General features: G+C 58.1%; 17 protein-coding genes and 1 tRNA gene. 14 read left to right on the forward strand and 4 right to left on the reverse strand.

The annotated features are described in order from the left end of the window. The first annotated feature begins 151 nt into the window (after positions 1-151). Complete coding sequence (locus ACQUWM_RS05715) at positions 152-406, forward strand: GrxA family glutaredoxin (protein WP_406999971.1); 255 nt, start codon at positions 152-154, stop codon at positions 404-406. Positions 407-475: 69 nt separating this feature from the next. On the opposite strand, the gene ACQUWM_RS05720 is transcribed toward ACQUWM_RS05715, so the two are convergent. Next, positions 476-1,738, reverse strand: a complete 1,263-nt coding sequence (locus ACQUWM_RS05720) for a 6-phosphofructokinase (protein WP_428921491.1) — start codon at positions 1,736-1,738, stop codon at positions 476-478. A 156-nt stretch (positions 1,739-1,894) separates the two neighbouring features. On the opposite strand from ACQUWM_RS05720, the gene mpl reads away from it, so the two are divergent. The 4 genes from mpl to ACQUWM_RS05740 all read left to right on the forward strand — a co-directional run bounded on the left by mpl (position 1,895) and on the right by ACQUWM_RS05740 (position 7,163). After that, the gene (gene mpl, locus ACQUWM_RS05725) at positions 1,895-3,292 is read left to right on the forward strand and encodes a UDP-N-acetylmuramate:L-alanyl-gamma-D-glutamyl-meso-diaminopimelate ligase (protein WP_428921492.1); all 1,398 of its coding nucleotides are present in this window, start codon (positions 1,895-1,897) and stop codon (positions 3,290-3,292) included. Further along, the gene (locus ACQUWM_RS05730; protein ID WP_428921493.1) at positions 3,289-3,954 is read left to right on the forward strand and encodes a flavin prenyltransferase UbiX; all 666 of its coding nucleotides are present in this window, start codon (positions 3,289-3,291) and stop codon (positions 3,952-3,954) included. The genes mpl and ACQUWM_RS05730 overlap by 4 nt, the downstream gene beginning before the upstream one ends. 85 nt (positions 3,955-4,039) lie before the next feature. Then, a complete protein-coding gene (locus ACQUWM_RS05735; protein WP_428921494.1) occupies positions 4,040-5,179 on the forward strand; it encodes an acyl-CoA dehydrogenase family protein in 1,140 nt (379 codons plus the stop codon). Positions 5,180-5,318: 139 nt separating this feature from the next. Next, positions 5,319-7,163 (forward strand): hypothetical protein, encoded by a 1,845-nt coding sequence (locus ACQUWM_RS05740; protein ID WP_428921495.1) that lies wholly within the window; start codon positions 5,319-5,321, stop codon positions 7,161-7,163. Between the two features lie 95 nt (positions 7,164-7,258). Here ACQUWM_RS05740 and ACQUWM_RS05745 read toward each other — a convergent pair. After that, positions 7,259-7,345 (reverse strand) — tRNA-Leu (locus ACQUWM_RS05745). Positions 7,346-7,597: 252 nt separating this feature from the next. Between ACQUWM_RS05745 and rnr the strand changes: the two genes are divergently transcribed. From rnr to alr, 8 genes are all read left to right on the forward strand, one after another. Further along, complete coding sequence (gene rnr, locus ACQUWM_RS05750; RefSeq protein WP_428921496.1) at positions 7,598-10,171, forward strand: ribonuclease R; 2,574 nt, start codon at positions 7,598-7,600, stop codon at positions 10,169-10,171. Between the two features lie 3 nt (positions 10,172-10,174). Next, complete coding sequence (gene rlmB / locus ACQUWM_RS05755; protein WP_428921497.1) at positions 10,175-10,912, forward strand: 23S rRNA (guanosine(2251)-2'-O)-methyltransferase RlmB; 738 nt, start codon at positions 10,175-10,177, stop codon at positions 10,910-10,912. A gap of 239 nt (positions 10,913-11,151) precedes the next feature. After that, complete coding sequence (rpsF, locus tag ACQUWM_RS05760) at positions 11,152-11,583, forward strand: 30S ribosomal protein S6 (RefSeq protein ID WP_406999955.1); 432 nt, start codon at positions 11,152-11,154, stop codon at positions 11,581-11,583. Positions 11,584-11,608: 25 nt separating this feature from the next. Beyond that, a complete protein-coding gene (gene rpsR, locus ACQUWM_RS05765; RefSeq protein WP_114613426.1) occupies positions 11,609-11,839 on the forward strand; it encodes a 30S ribosomal protein S18 in 231 nt (76 codons plus the stop codon). Between the two features lie 26 nt (positions 11,840-11,865). Beyond that, positions 11,866-12,732: a hypothetical protein gene (locus tag ACQUWM_RS05770; protein WP_406999953.1), complete on the forward strand. Its 867-nt coding sequence runs from the start codon at positions 11,866-11,868 to the stop codon at positions 12,730-12,732. Positions 12,733-12,752: 20 nt separating this feature from the next. Continuing rightward, the gene (gene rplI, locus ACQUWM_RS05775; RefSeq protein ID WP_406999951.1) at positions 12,753-13,199 is read left to right on the forward strand and encodes a 50S ribosomal protein L9; all 447 of its coding nucleotides are present in this window, start codon (positions 12,753-12,755) and stop codon (positions 13,197-13,199) included. 223 nt (positions 13,200-13,422) lie between these two features. Beyond that, on the forward strand, positions 13,423-14,829 hold the full coding sequence (dnaB, locus tag ACQUWM_RS05780) for a replicative DNA helicase (protein WP_406999949.1): 1,407 nt from the start codon (positions 13,423-13,425) through the stop codon (positions 14,827-14,829). Next, complete coding sequence (alr, locus tag ACQUWM_RS05785) at positions 14,829-15,908, forward strand: alanine racemase (RefSeq protein WP_428921498.1); 1,080 nt, start codon at positions 14,829-14,831, stop codon at positions 15,906-15,908. Before dnaB ends, alr begins: the two co-directional genes overlap by 1 nt. 14 nt (positions 15,909-15,922) lie before the next feature. Here the strand turns inward: alr and ACQUWM_RS05790 are convergent, their stop codons facing one another. Beyond that, positions 15,923-16,282, reverse strand: coding sequence for a hypothetical protein (locus ACQUWM_RS05790; protein ID WP_406999945.1), 360 nt, complete (start codon positions 16,280-16,282; stop codon positions 15,923-15,925). Positions 16,283-16,424: 142 nt separating this feature from the next. On the opposite strand from ACQUWM_RS05790, the gene ACQUWM_RS05795 reads away from it, so the two are divergent. Further along, the gene (locus ACQUWM_RS05795; protein WP_406999943.1) at positions 16,425-17,303 is read left to right on the forward strand and encodes a sugar nucleotide-binding protein; all 879 of its coding nucleotides are present in this window, start codon (positions 16,425-16,427) and stop codon (positions 17,301-17,303) included. Between the two features lie 35 nt (positions 17,304-17,338). On the opposite strand, the gene fnr is transcribed toward ACQUWM_RS05795, so the two are convergent. Beyond that, positions 17,339-18,085, reverse strand: a complete 747-nt coding sequence (gene fnr, locus ACQUWM_RS05800) for a fumarate/nitrate reduction transcriptional regulator Fnr (RefSeq protein WP_406999941.1) — start codon at positions 18,083-18,085, stop codon at positions 17,339-17,341. Positions 18,086-18,185 lie beyond the last annotated feature (100 nt).

Raw genomic sequence — 18,185 nt, forward strand, 5'->3', positions numbered from 1 at the left:
CTACGGGATCAGGCAGTAACCAGCGTATCGGCTGGTACTATGGTGATCATTCAAACCATCAATTTTATTTTATCCGGTGGCATGACATCATGGCGGCAATAGTTATTCAGGGCGAGACCCCCGCCTGATCGTTTCGGTTAAGGAGTAATGTATGGAGCATGTGACCATCTACGGCCGCTCTTCCTGCGGTTTCTGTGTTCGTGCCAGGCAGTTGTGCGAAGTGAAGGGGATTCCCTTTACTTACGTGGACATGATTGAAGAGGGCATGTCCAAGGAGGACATCGCTGACAGGATTGGCCGGCCGGTTTATACCGTGCCCCAGATTCTGGTCGGGCAGGAGTACATCGGCGGCTCGGATGAGTTCGTGCGTTATGTGAGTGCGCAGGAGACTGCGAGAGCAAACTGATCCCTGCGGAAAGAAAAAAGGCGCCTGCGGTTATCCCGCAGGCGCCTTTTTTTGTGTCCGGGGCAGAGATCAGAGCTGGAAGTCGGTCCTGAGTTTTTTCTCCACCAGTTTGTTCTGCAGCTTTGCCACCCGGGGCAGGCCATTGTCGAACGGTGGGAAGCTTTCGCCGTAGATCAGCGGCTCGAGGTAGTCGCGGCAGTCCTGGGTGATGTGAAAGCCGTCATCCGAAATGTAATGGATGGGCATTTTCTTTTCCTGGTTCGCCACTTCGCTCAGCGGTGCTTCGCCAATGTGCCAGCGATACGGTTTGGACTGTTCGCGGACAATCGTCGGCATCAGCGCCTGCTTGCCCGCCACGGCCATTTCAACCGCCGCCTTGCCCACCGCGTAGGCCTGTTCAACGTCAGTGGCAGAGGCAATATGGCGGGCGCTGCGCTGCAGGTAATCCGCCACTGCCCAGTGGTACTTATAGCCCAATGCCTGCTTGACCATGTTGGCCAGGGCCGGCGCCACGCCACCGAGTTGGGTGTGGCCAAAGGCATCCTTGGCGCCGGCATCGGCCAGGAAGCGGCCGTCCTCGTACTGGGCGCCCTCAGAGGCGACGATGACGCAGTAGCCGTACTCCTTCACGCAGAATTCCACCCGTGCCAGGAAGGCTTCGCGGTCAAATGGCATCTCCGGGAACAGGATGATGTGGGGCGGCTGGTCTGCGCCCTCGCCGGCCAGTCCGCCGGCAGCGGCAATCCAGCCGGCATGGCGGCCCATGACCTCAAGGATGAAGACCTTGGTGGAGGTTTCGCACATGGATTTGATGTCGAGGCTGGCTTCCAGGGTCGAGGTGGCAATGTACTTCGCCACTGAGCCAAAGCCGGGGCAGCAGTCGGTAAAGGGCAGATCGTTATCCACGGTCTTGGGCACGCCGATACAGGTAATCGGGTAGCCCATTTTCTCGGCCAGCTGGGATACCTTGTAGGCCGTGTCCTGGGAATCGCCGCCGCCATTATAGAAGAAGTAACCAATGTCATGGGCCTGGAACACTTCGATCAGGCGCTCGTATTCACGCCTGTTCTCGGAAATGTTCTTGAGCTTGTGACGGCAGGAACCGAAAGCCCCACCGGGAGTGTGGATCAGCGCCTGAATGGCCTCGTCGCTTTCCAGGCTGGTATCAATCAGCTCTTCCTTGAGTGCGCCAATGATCCCGTTACGGCCGGCGTAGACCTTGCCGATGCTTTCCGGGTGTTTGCGGGCGGTCTGGATAACCCCGCAGGCGCTGGCGTTAATGACTGCGGTCACACCGCCGGATTGAGCGTAAAAAGCGTTCTTGGTGGCCATCTCGGGCTGGAGCCTCCTGCTGGTTCAGTAATTGCCGCAGATGATACGCCAAATGCCGGTTTTTTTCATGAGCAGGATTGCGGATAACGAAGCTCTTGACGGTCGGTGATGTATACGGGAGGCTTGGCACGTCCAATTCAAGAGGTCAGACCGGTCATGCATATTCATATTCTGGGAATTTGTGGCACATTCATGGGCAGCCTTGCGGTGTTGGCCCGGGAGTTGGGGCACACAGTAACGGGCTCGGATCAGGGCGTGTATCCACCCATGAGCACCCAGCTGGAAGCCCAGGGCATTGGTCTGATGGAAGGGTACCGCGCCGAGAACCTGGAGCCGAAGCCGGATCTGGTGCTGATCGGTAACGCCATGTCCCGCGGCAATCCCGAGGTGGAGGCTGTCCTCAACCGCAATATTGATTACATGTCCGGCCCGGAATGGCTGGCGCGGGAAGTATTGCGTCATCGCTGGGTACTGGCGGTGGCCGGTACCCATGGCAAGACCACCACCACGTCCATGCTGCTGTGGATTCTCGAGCAGGCCGGCTTTGACGCCGGTTATCTGGTCGGGGGCGTACCGAAGGATTTCCCGGTATCGGCACGCCTCGGTTCCAGTGACTTCTTTGTGATCGAGGCCGATGAATACGACAGCGCGTTTTTCGACAAGCGTTCCAAGTTCGTCCATTACCGCCCCCACACCCTGATCATGAATAACCTGGAATTCGATCACGCCGACATTTTTGACAATGTCGAGGCTATCGAGCGTCAGTTCCACCACCTGGTTCGTACCGTGCCGTCCAACGGTCTGATCATTCGTCCCGCGAACGATGTGCATCTGGATCGCGCCCTGGACATGGGGTGTTGGAGCGCGGTGCAAAATACCGCCATTGGCAGTGAAGTCGCCTATACCACGGATTGGCGGGCGGAGTTGCTGTCAGAGGACGGCAGCCGTTTCATGGTGGTTCACCACGAGCAGCCAGTGGCCACGGTGACCTGGTCCCAGACCGGCATGCACAACGTTCGCAATGCCCTGGCGGCCATTGCCGCCGCCCGTCATGTGGGCGTCACGCCGGACCACGCCGTTGCTGCCCTGTGCCGCTTTTCCGGGGTGAAACGGCGCATGGAGCTGTTGGCTGAGATTAACGGCGTCAGCGTCTATGACGACTTTGCCCACCATCCAACTGCTATTGCCACCACCCTGGAGGGGCTGCGCAATAAAGTGGGCGAGGAGCCGGTGATCGCCTTGATCGAACCCCGTTCGAACACTATGCAGCAGGGGGTGCACCAGCAGGCGCTGCTGCCCAGTGCCGTCGCCGCCGACCATGTAATCTGGGCCAATCTGAATCAGCTGGAGTGGCTGCCGGCGCTGGTGAAGAGCTGGAAGGGCGGTGAGGGCGAAACCGTACAACACCATGTGGAAGCGAGCGTGGACGCCCTGATTGAACAGACACTGGCGAATGTGAGCGGTCCCTGCCACATTGTGATCATGAGCAATGGCGGTTTCGGTGGTATTCACCAGAAACTGGTTGCCGAACTCGAACGTAGATATCCGTCATGACTGAACCTGCGGTACAACCACAAACCATCAACCTGGCCTTTACCGGTGCCTCCGGCGCCCAGTACGGTCTGCGCCTGTTGCAATGCCTGGTGGCGGCCGGCTGTAGGGTGAATGTGATGGTCAGTCGTGCCGCCCAGGTGGTGATCGCCACGGAAACCGAATTGAAGTTGCCGGGCTCCCCGCAGGCAATGCAGGAGACGCTAACAGAGTTTTCAGGCGCGAGCCCTGGTCAGGTGCTGGTATTCGGGCGGGAAGACTGGTTTGCGCCACCCGCGTCCGGTTCCGGTGAAAAGGCCCCCCTGGTGGTGTGCCCCTGCAGTACCGGCACCCTGTCCGCGCTGGCCACCGGCGCCAGCAACAACCTGATCGAGCGGGCCGGAGATGTGGCCCTGAAAGAGCGTCGGCAACTGATCCTGGTGCCCCGCGAAGCGCCATACTCAGAGGTACATCTGGAGAACATGTTGCGGCTGACCCGCATGGGAGCGGTCATCATGCCGGCGAGTCCCGGGTTCTATCACAGCCCGCAATCGGTGAGTGACCTGGTTGATTTTATTGTGGCCCGCATTCTCGATCACCTGGGTCTTTCCCAGGACCTGATGCCGCGTTGGGGCGAGGAACGCGCGAAGGCAAAGCGCGGCGATGGTTTTGGTCAGCCCGATTGATGGTTTTCACCATTGAGCGAAACCGCCTCTGAGCAGAGACTTGGTGAACGATAACCACAACACAGGTCATTCACCGAGGTTTACCATGATTCCACGCACACTCTTTGATGCCGATCTCGACGGCTTCCGCGATTCCGTTCGTAAATTCCTCGAGCAGGAAGCGGCTCCCTACCATGAGCAATGGGAAAAAGACGGACACGTCAGCCGCGAACTGTGGACCAAAGCCGGCGAGTTGGGCTTCCTGTGTCCGACCATGCCGGAGGAGTTCGGTGGTGTGGGCGCAGATTTTCGATACAGCGCCGTGATTATGGAAGAGATCTCCTATGCCGGCCTGTCGGGTATTGGTTGGGGGCTGCATTCCGACATCGTTGCGCCCTATATCCTCAACTATGGTTCTCAGGAGCAGAAGGAGCGTTACCTGCCGAAACTGGCCACCGGTGAGATGATCGGGGCCATTGCCATGAGCGAGCCAGGCGCCGGTTCTGATCTTCAGGGTGTGAGAACGACAGCGATCAAGGATGGCGACCACTATATTCTCAACGGCTCCAAGACCTTTATCACCAACGGCCAGATGGCGGATCTGGTCATTGTCGTTGCCAAGACAGATCCAAAAGAAGGCGCCAAAGGCACCAGCCTGCTGATCGTCGAAACCGCGTGGGAAGGGTTCGAGAAAGGCCAGAACCTGAATAAGGTGGGTATGAAAGCCCAGGATACCTCTGAGCTGTTCTTCCAGGATGTGAAAGTGCCTGCGGGGAACTTGCTGGGATCCAATGAAGGGCAGGGGTTTTTCCAGCTGATGCAGGAGCTGCCCGCCGAGCGCCTGCAGGTGGCACTGACTGCCGTTGCGGCAGCCGAGGCCGCCTGGCAGTGGACTCTGGATTACGTCAAAGAGCGCAAAGCGTTCTCCAAGCCGGTAATTGCTTACCAGAATACCCGTTTCAAGCTGGCGGAAATGAAATCGGAAATCACCGCTGCCCGGGTTTTCTGTGATCGCTGCCTGGAGCTGCATCTGGACAAGAAGCTCGACATTCCGACCGCGGCAATGCTGAAGCAGTGGACCACCGACATTCAGTGCAAGGTGATTGATGAGTGTGTTCAGTTGCACGGTGGTTACGGCTACATGTGGGAATACCCGATTGCCCGTGCCTGGGCGGATTCGCGCGCCCAGCGCATTTATGCCGGTACCAATGAAATCATGAAGGAAATCGTCGCCCGGTCGTTCTGATCGGGTTGGCTCCGGCGGCCATGCCCGCTGGAGCCTTCTGTTACCAAACTTTACAAATTGCCAAACCTATCAAGGTTCCCCTCTTCAACATCCCCTACAGTAGCGGCACAACCTCCAACAAGGATAACCGGTTGCTGCCATGAAACGTCTTCTTCCCCTGTCTGTGTCTATTTTTGCCCTGGCCGTGGCCGGATGTGGCAAGGAATCCGATGAGCGGCCTGTTGATGGTCGTGATTTCGACGGGGTGGGTTACAGTGAACCCGTGCCCTACACCGGAAAAGTGATTGACGGTTACCTGCGTAATGCCAGGGTGTGGCTCGATATTGACGGCGACAGCCAGTACACGCCGGGGCCGCTGACGGTGGAGTTGGCATCTGGCACCACGGTGACTCTGGCATCCGGAGAGCCGACTGCAATGTCCGGGGAGGACGGCGCGTTCACGCTGGAGATTGAGGCGTTGGTGCAGGATTCTGCCGATGCCCCCGATATTGATCCGAGGGATTATCCTCTGTATGCCCTGGCCTTGCCGGGTAAGACGGTGGAGCAATTGCCCGGTGGTGACCGTCCCGTTGACAGCGCCTATATGATGTCGGCGACGCCGGGTGTCAGGCAGGTGACGCCTTTGACGACGCTGGCGCGGTACCGTGGCCTGGCAGGTGCAGCGTCGCTGGTGTCGGAGGGTGCCGGTTCGTCCCTGGCGGAAGTGAACCTGCTGACCGACTACATTCGGGCCGGAGATCCGCGCGCCCATGGTTACGCTCGGGCGTTTGCACGGTTCATGGCGGGGCAGTTCCCCGAGGCATACAACGAGGCACTGGCAAAAGACGCTGCTGATGGGACGGAGCGTTTCCTGAGCCCGCGGGCGGCCTATCTGCTGGGGCTGTCACTGGTCCAGAATGCCGCCGAGATTGTCGCCGTCGTGGACGATGCCGCCTCCCAGGGAGGTTACGCCAATGTCGACACCGACAGTCTGGTGTTGCCGGAAGTCGATCTGGAGTTGTCCGATCCCGTTTTGTTGACGCGTCAGGTGGTCTCGGGCCAGTCGGAATATGGTGATCTGCCTGCTAACCGCTCCTCGCTGTTAACCACGGCGGAGCTGTCCTTCGATTATGGCCCCGATGGTCGGTTGATGGCGATAGCGTCAGAAGGGTGCATGACCCCCTCCATGCCCGAAATTGCGAGGCTGATCAACGTCGGTGGGCGAATGGCGGATCTGGATGTCCAGTGGTTGCCGTCGGTTTCCCTGTCCCTGCAAAGCCGGGTGGCTTATGACGATCCCGGGGTTGATGAGCGCCTGAGTTTTGACTGGGCCAATCGCCAGGCCACTTTCGAGACCACCACGCAATGTCAGGATGGTCTGGCGGATGCCTCGGAGTTTGGCGGCCCGCCGGAAATTACCTACAGCTGGGCCATGTCCGATGGCAGGCTGGAAGGACTGGCAGCCGATTCCGCTCTTGAAAACCGGACCCTTGAGCCGGATTACACCAACGGAACCCCGTTGTTCAACGGCTATCGGCTCATGGTTGATGGTGTAGAGCAGGCGGCCATCAGCCTGGCAGGAGCATCAGGCGAGTGTGCCATTGATGAAGGCAGTGAAGGTGCGAGTCACGTGGTTTCCGCTCAGCAGGCATACAGTTACGCCGCCGCAGACGCCCCCGATGGCTACGGCAGTCTGGCCCTGGAGTTCGATACCCGGGGTGACTATGTCCGGTTGCTGCGATACTCATTTACTGACCCGAAGATGTCCGGGCTAGACCATGTGTCTGCGGAAGGCGGCTTCGACTGGATCATGTTCTATCCGCAGGAAGGCATGGGTCATTACGTGGCAGAGCAGCCCAACCTGATTGCGGATGCCTACCTCACGGATCATCGATCCACCGCGGACTGTGGTCGGGAATTTGAGGAAGTGCCGTTCGCAGTGTTCGGGCGGGTGAGTTATCAGTACCAGCGGCTCTCGGACTATCTGACAGAGCTGGTGGAATAGCCATAACCCCTGAACGATCAACGTCCGGGCGACTGGTTAGTCGTAAGCGTATGCTGTGTTTGGGATTCTTTCTTGCCATTTCCTGGGGAAGGAAATGGTGCCGAGGAGAGGACTTGAACCTCCACGGGGTTGCCCCCACTAGCACCTGAAGCTAGCGTGTCTACCAATTTCACCACCTCGGCAGGTGATTCACAGATTTGCCTACAGTTTATTGAAAACTTGGCGTTTCTGCCAGCGGTGAGGTGTGTCCCTCAACCGATGGCGCGTACTTTAATGATTGCGGAAAAAGCTGTCAAACATTTTTTCGGAAAATTATCGGGAAATTAATTGCTTTATTTTGCTGACGGTTAGGCAGGCTGGCCGAACCGGCGTTATACTCCTGAGCACATGCAATATGACCGCGTTATTTAAAGGCGGACAGGACAAGGATCCGAATGGTTTCAAGAAATAAGACGGACAGAGATCCGCACGCCAGTCGTGAGGCGGAAAAATACGACAACCCTATCCAGAGCCGGGAGTTCATTCTTGAGCATCTGAAAGAGCGTGGCGCTCCGGCGACCCACGAAACCCTCTGTCAGGAACTCGGACAGAATTCCCCGGAAGGTATCGAGGCTTTACGGCGCAGGCTGATCGCCATGTGTCGTGACGGCCAGATGATCTGTAACCGTCGGGGTGCTTATTTGCCCATCGAAGAAGCCGACCTGGTCTCAGGCCGGGTGATAGGGCACAAGGATGGATTCGGTTTTCTGGTCCCGGACGATGGCGGTAGTGACCTGTTCCTGACCGCGCGTCAGATGCGCCAGGTATTTCATGGTGATCGGGTTGCTGCCCGGGTGGACCGTGTCGATGACAAGGGACGCCGTGAGGGAGTCATTGTCGAGGTGCTGGAACACAAGACCAACCAGACCGTTGGCCGCTTTTTTCAGGAGAGCGGGATCAGCTTTGTGGTTCCGGAAAACGCCCGTATCAACCACGAGGTATTGGTGCCCCAGGAGAATTGTGGCGAGGCCCGGCACGGTCAGTATGTGGTTGTGGACATTATTCGCCAGCCGACCGTTCGTACCCAGCCACTTGGCAAGGTGGTGGAAATCCTGGGCGAACACATGGCGCCCGGCATGGAGATCGACGTTGCCATTCGCTCCTATGATATTCCCCACAGCTGGCCGCCGGCCGTCGGCGAACAGGCGGCGAAGATTGCCGAAGAGGTCGAAGAGAAAGACAAGGCCAACCGGGTGGATATCCGCAATCTGCGTCTGGTGACGATTGATGATGAAACCGCGCGGGACTTTGATGACGCGGTCTACTGCGAGCCGCGCCCGCGTGGCGGTTATCGCTTGCTGGTGGCGATTGCCGACGTGTCACATTATGTCCGGCCGGGAACGCCGCTGGACGATGAAGCCGTCAATCGCAGTACTTCTGTCTACTTCCCGGACCATGTGGTGCCGATGCTGCCGGAGAAGCTCTCCAACGGGTTGTGCTCCCTGAACCCGGGAGTTGACCGGCTGTGCATGGTGGCGGATATGACCATCAGTGCGGCGGGTAATATCAGCAGTTACAGCTTCTATCAGGCGGTGATGTACAGCCATGCTCGGCTGACCTATAACAAGGTCAGTTCCATGCTGGAACACCCGGACTCGGAGCAGGGCTACAAACTGTGTGAGCAGTACGCCCATGTGCTGCCGCAGCTGCACAACCTGTATGGTTTGTACCAGCTGCTGCGGAAAGCGCGCACCGAGCGCGGCGCGATTGATTTTGAAACCACCGAAACCAAAATCGTATTCGATGCCGAGCGCAAGATTGAAGAAATCGTGCCGGTGCAACGCAACGAAGCCCATAAGATCATCGAGGAATGCATGCTGTGCGCGAACGTTGCCACCGCTCGCTTCCTCAAGAAATACAAGTTGCCGGCGCTGTACCGGGTTCATGATGGCCCCTCGGAAGAGCGCCTGAATGCGGTCAGGTTGTTCCTTGGCGAGCTGGGCCTTCAGCTCGGTGGCGGCGATAGCCCGACCTCAGCGGATTACCAGGAGTTGTTGTCTCATATTTCTGACCGCTCGGATGCGAATGTGATCCAGACCGTGATGTTGCGGTCACTGAGCCAGGCGGTTTACAGCCCGGAAGAGGGCGGCCACTTTGGTCTTGGCTTTGCCGGTTATGCCCATTTCACGTCGCCCATTCGCCGCTATCCGGACTTGATCGCCCATCGGGCCATCAAGTCCATTATCCATAGTGAAAATCCTGCAAAAGATGTCGTAAAGCCGCCCAGGCGTGACCCGGAGCTGGCAGAATATCCCTACGACTTTGCCAGTATGGAGCGACTTGGCGAGCATACCTCCATGGCCGAGCGGCGTGCGGATGATGCTACCCGCGATGTCATGGCCTGGCTCAAATGCGAATACCTCAGCGACCACGTTGGCGAAGAGTTTGACGGGGTTATTGCCGCGGTAGTGCCGTTTGGCTTCTTTGTGGAGTTGTCTGGCGTTTACATCGAAGGGCTGGTCCATGTGTCTACCCTCAGTGGTGACTTCTTCCATCATGATGCGGCCAAGCACCGCCTGATCGGTGAGCGTACCGCCCAGAGTTTCCGCCTTGGCGACGAGGTGCGGGTCAAGGTGGTTCGGGTTGGTATGGAGGACCGCAAAATAGACCTTGAACTGATCAGCGAGCCTCATCTTCGGCAAGCCGACCGGGATGCGCTGGACGTGACCCGCAAGGAACCTCGCGGCAAGGCGAAAGGCCGAGGTAAGGGTGGGTCGAAGGGCGCGCCCAAGGGTGCGGCAAGGGATGGCAAGTCCAGATCCAGGCCCCGTTCCGATGCCAGTGAGAAGCCCGCCGCTAAAAAGCGCCCGGCCAAAGCCGCAGGTGACAAGCCCAAGGGCAAGCCAGCGGCAAAGGAACAGGGTTCGGGCAATGAGCCAATGTCCGCCCGGGATGAGCTGGTGGCGCAGGCTGCCAAGCTGGCCCTTGGCAAGGACAAGAAACGGAAACCCCGCAAGTCAGGAAAATAACCAGTGTCCGGAGAATTCATATTTGGTTGGCACGTGGTTGAGGCCGTCCTCAAGCGCGAGCCGGAGCGGCTGCAGCAGGTCTGGATACAGACGGGGCGTCAGGACAAACGGGTAAAAGGCATCACTTCTGCTCTTGATGATCTCGGTGTTCGCTGGAGCGTTGTGCACCGGAAGGAGCTGGATGAGAAAGTGTCCGGTGTCCATCAGGGGATTGTGGCAGCGGTGTCTGAAAGCCGGGAATGGGGCGAAGACGACTTGATGGCTATGCTCGCCGGGTCCGACAAGCCGCCGTTTCTTCTGGTGCTGGACGGTGTGACCGATCCTCATAACCTGGGGGCCTGCATGCGAACGGCGGATGCCGTCGGCGTGCAGGCGGTGATTGTCCCCAAGGACAAGTCAGCAACCCTGACGCCGGTGGCCCGCAAGGTCGCCTGTGGCGCAGCGGAAACCGTGCCCTTCGTGCGGGTGACCAATCTGGCGCGTTGCCTGCGAACCCTTAAGGATGAGGGGGTTTGGCTAATCGGCACCGCAGGAGAAGCGGACAGCACCCTGTACCAGGCAAACTTTACCGGTTCCGTGGCCCTGGTCATGGGGGCTGAGGGCAAGGGCATGCGGCGACTGACCCGGGAACACTGCGATGCCCTGATCAACATTCCGATGCAGGGGCACGTGGACAGCCTGAATGTGTCCGTGGCGACAGGCGTCTGTCTGTACGAAGCGCTGCGCCAGAGGCTTGCATAGAATGCCCGACACGCCTAGAATACGGCACCCCTTTTTATAGGGGTAGTGTTGTATTGCCTGAATTCCGGGCAGCAACATGACGCTTTTGATCAGGCCTTTCTGTAATGCCTCATTGATAAAGCAAAAGAAACCGGCAGCGAGACTGCCACCTCCTTGCTTTCATATTTGATGGCCCCGGGTGCTTTGTTTGATTTGCCCGTCCATTCAAGGGGAAGCTGTTTAAACCGTAGGGAGAACTCATGCGTCACTACGAAATCGTATTTATGGTACACCCGGATCAGAGCGAGCAGGTGCCCGCGATGATCGAGCGTTATACCAACGTCATCACTGAAGATGGCGGCAAGGTACATCGCCTGGAAGATTGGGGCCGTCGTCACCTGGCTTACCCGATCAACAAGATCCACAAGGCTCATTACGTGCTGATGAACGCTGAATGTTCACAGGCCGCTATGGACGAGCTGACCCACAACTTCCGGTTTAACGATGCCATCATCCGTGACCTGATTCTGCGTCGCGATGAGGCTGTTACCGATCTGTCTCCGATGAAAGCTGCTGAGTCCCGTGAGGACCGTCGCTCTGGTGGAGATGAGCGTCCGGCACGTCGTCCGGCCGAATCTGAAGAGCGTCAGGAAGAGCGTCAGAAGGCTGAGACCCAGGACGAAGAAGAGTAATTAACCGGAGTTGAGGAGTTAAGTTATGGCTCGTTTTTTCAGACGTCGTAAGTTCTGCCGCTTCACGGCAGAAGGTGTTAAAGAGATCGATTACAAGGATCTGGACACCCTGAAAGGTTATGTCACAGAAACCGGCAAGATCGTGCCCAGCCGCATCACCGGCACCAAAGCACGTTATCAGCGTCAGCTGGCTACCGCTATCAAGCGTGCCCGCTACCTGGCACTGCTGCCGTACTCGGACAGCCACGATAATTAATTAACAGATAAACAGGACTTGGGACCATGCGTGCACTGGCACAGTTTGTAATGCGCGGTCCCCTGCAGGCAGGCGGGGTTGCGGCAGTCACTACTGCGATACCCCTGCTGTTCTGGGTTGGAGCTGCCGTTATTGGCCTGGTGATTCTCAGGCTGGGTATCGGCCAGGGGCTGAATGTCGGCCTCTGGGCATTGCTTCCGGCACTTGGCTGGAGCTGGTTCGGACAGGATCCGACGGCGCTGGCGGTCATGCTCGAAGTGATGTTGATGGCCTCCATACTCAGGCTGTCCCTGTCCTGGGAAAGAGCCCTCCTTGGGGGGAGCTTTCTGGCGATTGTCGCGGGGCTGATGTTGCCCGTGATATACCCGGAGTTACTGGACGATCTGGTCCGCACCGGGGTCAGTTTTTACGAACAATACAATGCCGAGGTGGCCCGCAGTCTGGGCGATGAGCTGGAGACAGTGATTCGGGACACCATGAGTGCCAGCATGGCCGGTACTTACCTGGTAACAGGTGTGGCAATGACCATGTTGGCAAGATCCTGGCAGGCCGGGCTTTATAACCCCGGCGGGTTCCGGAAAGAGTTTCATGCTTTCCGGCTGTCACCGGTGGTCGCCGTACTGTGTGCGGTTACCATGGTGGTGGGGCCCTTTCTGGGGCTGAATTCCATGCTGTTGGGATGGGCTGGGGGCATGCCGCTGCTTGTTGCGGGCCTGGCGCTTATTCACGGTCTGGTTGGTCGTAAAAATCTGAATGGTCAGTGGCTGGTGTTGTTTTACATAGCACTGGTGCTAACGGCCCCAAGCCTGATGATTCTGTTAGTGTTTCTGGCGTTTGTGGATAGCTGGCTGGATATCCGGGGGCGAATCAAGCCCGCCGGGCCGGCTGAATAAAGCACGAAGAGGTTAACGAGATGGAAGTTATTCTGCTCGAGAAAGTAGCAAACCTTGGTTCACTCGGTGACAAGGTCAAGGTAAAGGCCGGTTACGGTCGTAATTTTCTGCTGCCATATGGCAAAGCCGTTGCAGCCACTGCTGAAAACCTGAAGGCCTTTGAAGAGCGCCGTGCAGAGCTGGAAAAAGCCGCCGCTGAAAAGCTGGCAGCTGCCCAGACCCGCGCCGAAGCTCTGGAAGGCGCTTCCGTCACCATCACCTCCAAGGCTGGTGAAGAAGGCAAGCTGTTCGGTTCTATCGGTGTGCGCGACATTGCTGATGCCGTGACTGCCGACGGTACCGAAGTAGAGAAGAGCGAAGTTCGTCTGCCCGAAGGTCCGCTGCGCGTGACCGGCGAGTACGACATTGAGCTGCAGCTGCACTCTGACGTTACCGTTGTTATCAAGCTGGTCGTTGTTGCCGAGTAATCGGCGGCCAGGGCTTGGCAACCCGGTGTTACCGCCGGATTGCTGATCCTGCCAGTGGCGATGTGGGTGTCTCCGGATGGTTCGGGGCGCCCGCTGTACAGGCCCGGTTCCGCGAAAGCGGTTCCGGGCCTGTTGCTTTCTGGTATGCTCTTGGGAGCTCTCCCATCGAGGATGCAAACCGCTTAAACTGTCGCTGAAATGATCCTTAACTGAAGATGTGTTCATGGCCAATCCTAATCTCAAGCCCGCAAAAACAGATATAGAAACCAGCCGCATCAAAGTGCCGCCACACTCGGTCGAAGCTGAGCAGGCCGTGTTGGGTGGTTTGATGCTGGACAACCGCCGGTTTGACGAGATCAGTGAGGTGATTTCCGCCGCTGATTTCTATCGCCAGGACCATCGCCTGATTTTCGCGGCGGCGGAGCGCCTTGCCAGTGAAAGCGAACCGCTGGACGTGGTCACTCTGGCAGAATTCCTGGAGCGTGCGGGCGATATTGAAGACGCAGGTGGGTTGTCCTACCTGGCTGAAATGGCGGAAAAAACGCCGGGTGCGGCCAACATTCGTGCCTATGCCGATATCGTCAAAGAGCGGGCGGTCTTACGCAGCCTTGTGGAGGTTTCGGGTCAGATTGCGGACTCCGCTTTCAATCCGCTGGGACGTACCAGTGCGGAAGTTCTGGATGAGGCTGAGCGAAGCGTATTTAAAATTGCTGAATCCCGTGCCAAAGAAGGTTCTGGCCCGCAGGCGATCAATCCCATTCTGACCAAGGCTTTGAGCAGAATTGAGGAGTTGTTCGAGTCGGGCGAGCAGACGACCGGTTTGACCACCGGTTTCCGGGATCTGGATGAGCAGACCTCCGGTATGCAACCGGCGGACCTGATCATCGTTGCGGGGCGCCCGTCCATGGGTAAAACCACCTTTGCCATGAACATTGTGGAGAACTCGCTGATCAGTACCGGCACGCCGGTCCTGGTGTTCAGTATGGAAATGCCGGCAGACGCGCTTGCCATGCGTATGTTGTCCTCCCTTGGGCGGATCGACCAGACCAAGGTGCGGAGCGGCAAGCTGGAAGAAGATGACTGGCCACGACTCACCTCGGCGGTCAGCCTGTTGAAAGACAAGCCGCTCTATATTGATGACACTCCCGGACTGAGCCCCACTGAAATGCGTTCCCGTGCCCGCCGTATTGCCCGCGAGAACGATGGCAAGATCGGCCTGATCATGGTGGATTACCTTCAGTTGATGCGGGTGCCGGGTAACACTGAGGGCCGGACGGCGGAAATCTCCGAAATCTCCCGCTCGCTGAAAGGGATTGCCAAAGAGCTGAGTTGCCCGGTGGTGGCGCTGTCACAGCTGAACCGTAGTCTGGAGCAGCGCCCCAACAAGCGCCCGGTCAACTCGGACCTGCGGGAATCCGGTGCGATCGAGCAGGACGCCGACGTCATCATGTTTGTATACCGGGATGAGGTCTACAACGAAGACACCCCGGACAAGGGCATTGCCGAGATTATTATCGGTAAGCAGCGTAACGGTCCTATCGGCACCATTCGCCTGGCGTTTATCGGCAAATACACCAAGTTCGAAGACCTGGCCCATGGGGATTATGGCGATTACGGTGGTGAGTACTGATGCCGAGAAGTACCATCGCCCGCGTTAACCTGGAGGCGCTGCGCCATAATTATCGATTAGCCTGTGAACGCGCAGGTCCCGCCCGGGCCATGGCGGTGATCAAGGCTGATGGATACGGCCATGGTATCCGGCAGGTTGCCAGGGCACTGGCCGGGGAGGCGCCCAGGTATGGGGTTGCCAGCCTTGAAGAAGCGATGGCCGTTCGGGACGAAGGACTCACCCAGCCGGTGATAATGCTTCAGGGTACCCATGCGCCCGAGGATGTCGCCCTGTGTGCCCATCAGGGCTTCCAGCCCGTCATGCACAGTGATTACCAACTGGCGTGGCTAAGGGAGGCTGAGTCCACTCCGAATTTCTGGCTGAAAGTGAATACCGGGATGAACCGATTGGGGTTCCCGGCGGATGATCTGGCGGGAAGGGTGGAGGCATTACTGTCATCACCGGCCACGAAGTCCGCGTTGCAGGGGTTTGTCACCCATTTCGCGTGCGCTGATGACCATGACAGCAGCTTTACCCGGGAGCAAACGCAGCGTTTCAAGGCAGCGGTTTCATCCTGGCCGGATCTTGAAAGAAGCGTTGGTAATTCCGCCGCGCATTTTTTGCCGGAACAGGAACTGTTTGACTGGAGCCGCCCGGGCATCATGCTCTACGGTGCATCGCCGGTTATTGGTGTGACGGGGCCGGAACTGGGCCTGAGAGCGGCGATGACACTGGAAGCTCCGTTAATTGCCCGGCGTGTACTCAAGGCGGGTGACAGTGTCGGGTACGGTTCCTCCTGGGTCGCTGACAAAGAGACGCCGATGGGGATAGTCGCTGTGGGGTATGGTGACGGTTACCCTCGCCACGCCGGCACGGGGACGCCGGCAGCGGTAAACGGTAAGCGCATCCGTCTGATTGGCCGGGTTTCCATGGATATGCTGGCGGTGGATCTGTCGGAGGCGCCAGAAGCGCAGGCCGGGGATCGGGTAGAGTTGTGGGGAAATCAGGTCAGCGTGGATGAAGTGGCCGGCCATGCCGGTACCATTGGCTATGAGTTGCTGACAGGGGTAACAGCCCGGGTGCCCAGGCTGTACCGGTAAGCTGGCAGGCGAACTCAGGCGGCAGCCTCTGGCTCGTGGATGATTTCCTCGACGAAGTCCAGAATGGAGTGCAGGCTGCGATCGTCGAGCTTTTTCAGGACTTTATGAATCACCATCTTGCTGCCCTTGAGCATGCTGCCAATGCCCATTTTGGCCATGCTCATCATCATGTTGCCGGCGTTGAGACGGCGCAGGGGTTCAAGGAAGAAGAAGTCGAGACCTTCTTCGGTCATTTCCACGATTAGGTTGTAAAGCCTGTCGATGGCTTCCTTGTCGGCCTTGCCGCGCCCACGCAGTTCTTCAACGGTGAGCAGGGCGCGGGTGCGCAGTTCGTCGGGAATCGGGGCTACAATGTGGCTCTGTTGTTTCAGCATGTCGGATCCTGTTGTTGTATGCTCTTCAGGTTCTAATGGGGCAGTTGCGTAGTATTGTAAGTTGGTCACCGGTGGTGCCATTGGCTTGATCGTTATCGGGTGACCGTCACATTTGTGATATTTCGGGAGGCGCGGGACGCTTGTGCATGTTGTTGTAGTTCATGATTACGGATCATTGGGGCGGATTTTGCTGGAGCGGTTGCGGAATACACCGCTCCATGTCAGCCCGCTGCTGGTCAGTGATCCGGACAAGGCTGACCTGTCCGCCCTCGAAGAGTGGATTCCGGCGGATACGGATCTGATCGTCAATGCCCTGTGGCTGACGGATCCCGAGGCCGCAGAGCAGGATCCCGAGGGTATTCACAAGGCGGCCTTTTCCCTGCCCATAGCCCTGGCGGAGTTCGCCGGTGAACGCAATATGGCGCTGTTGCAGCTGTCCTCCTGTTACGTTTTTGATGGCCGCAAGCAGAGCGCTTACATATCTTCAAATCCGGGTCATCCCTGCAATGAGCTTGGTAACTGGCAGTGGGAGTGCGAGCAGGCCCTGAGAACCCTGCTACCCCGTCATATCATCCTGCGTACCGGTTGGAGCCTCGGGCGTTTCATTCGCAAGGTGCAACAGGGAACCGCTCCGGGGGATACTTTGCGGCTACCGGGCCGGTGTCGGGGGCAGCCAGTGACGGTGCGGGATCTGGCCCGGGTAATGAAGGCGGTGATCCTGCAGATTGATTGCGGGGCAGAAGTGTGGGGAACCTATCAGTATGCTGGCGCCGAGGAAATTTCCCTCTATGAGCTGGGGCTGGCAATTGCCGGTCTGCCGGGCATTCCGGCGGGAATACGGGTGGTTGACGACACCCCGGAATGGGCCACATGGGAGCCCGCCAACGCCACTCTGATCTGTACCAAAATCCGCAATACGTTTGGCATCAAGCAGCTACCCTGGCGTTCCGGATTGTCTGATGAGTTGGAAGCTTTGTCATTGTCCAATGGCAGGCAGCCAACGGATACGACCGCCCACTGAGGGGCATCCAGGGCAGTGTTATTCCCTGTCGGGGCTCAGCAGCCCTGACGGGAGAACTCCGGAAGAACCTTCCTTACCGCTTCAATATCCAGAATCTCCACTTCGCGGCCTCGGGTCCTGATCAGGCCCTGGTTCTGAAATCGGGTAAAAACCCGGCTCACGGTTTCTACCGCAAGGCCCAGGAAATTTGCAATATCATTGCGCGCCATGGGCATGCTGAATGTCGTGGGAGACATGCGCCGGCGCTGGAAACGGCTGGAAAGGGAGAGCAGAAAAGCGGCGATGCGTTCCTCGGCGGTGTTCTTGCTCAGCAGCATGACCAGTTGATGGCTGTTGCGGATCTCCTGGCTCATCAGCTGGTACATGTGATGCTGAAGCTCGGGCATGGCGCCGGTCAGCTCTTCCAGCTTCTCTACCGGGAATTTGCACACACTGGTGCGCTCCAGCGCTTTTGCGGTGCAGGCGTAGCGTTTGCCACTCATACTGTCCAGTCCCACCAGCTCTCCAGGCAGGAAGAAGCCGGTCACCTGTTCCTGGCCGCTCTCGGTGATGATTGAGGTTTTCACGGCGCCGCTACGCACGGCAAAGCATGAGCGAAAGGGGGTGTCCTGTTCGAAGATGTGTTCGCCGCGATTGAAGATGCGGCCCTGCTCCACAATATCTTCCAGTCGGTCGAGCTCATTGTCCTCAATGGCAAGGGGAAGACACAGGTTGCTGAGGCCGCAGTTGTGGCAGGAGGCCTTGAGTGCGGGAGCGAGTTTAATGTTCATTGCTCTGGCCATGGCGGAGGAACGGTCCATATTGAGTCATATCAAGTATGTACCCTAATACGGAAAGCCCGCCGTGCCAATGATGAAACGCTGGGCCGCGGTTAAAAAGTCG

The organism is Marinobacter sp. DUT-3 (assembly GCF_050379435.1).
GTDB lineage: Bacteria > Pseudomonadota > Gammaproteobacteria > Pseudomonadales > Oleiphilaceae > Marinobacter.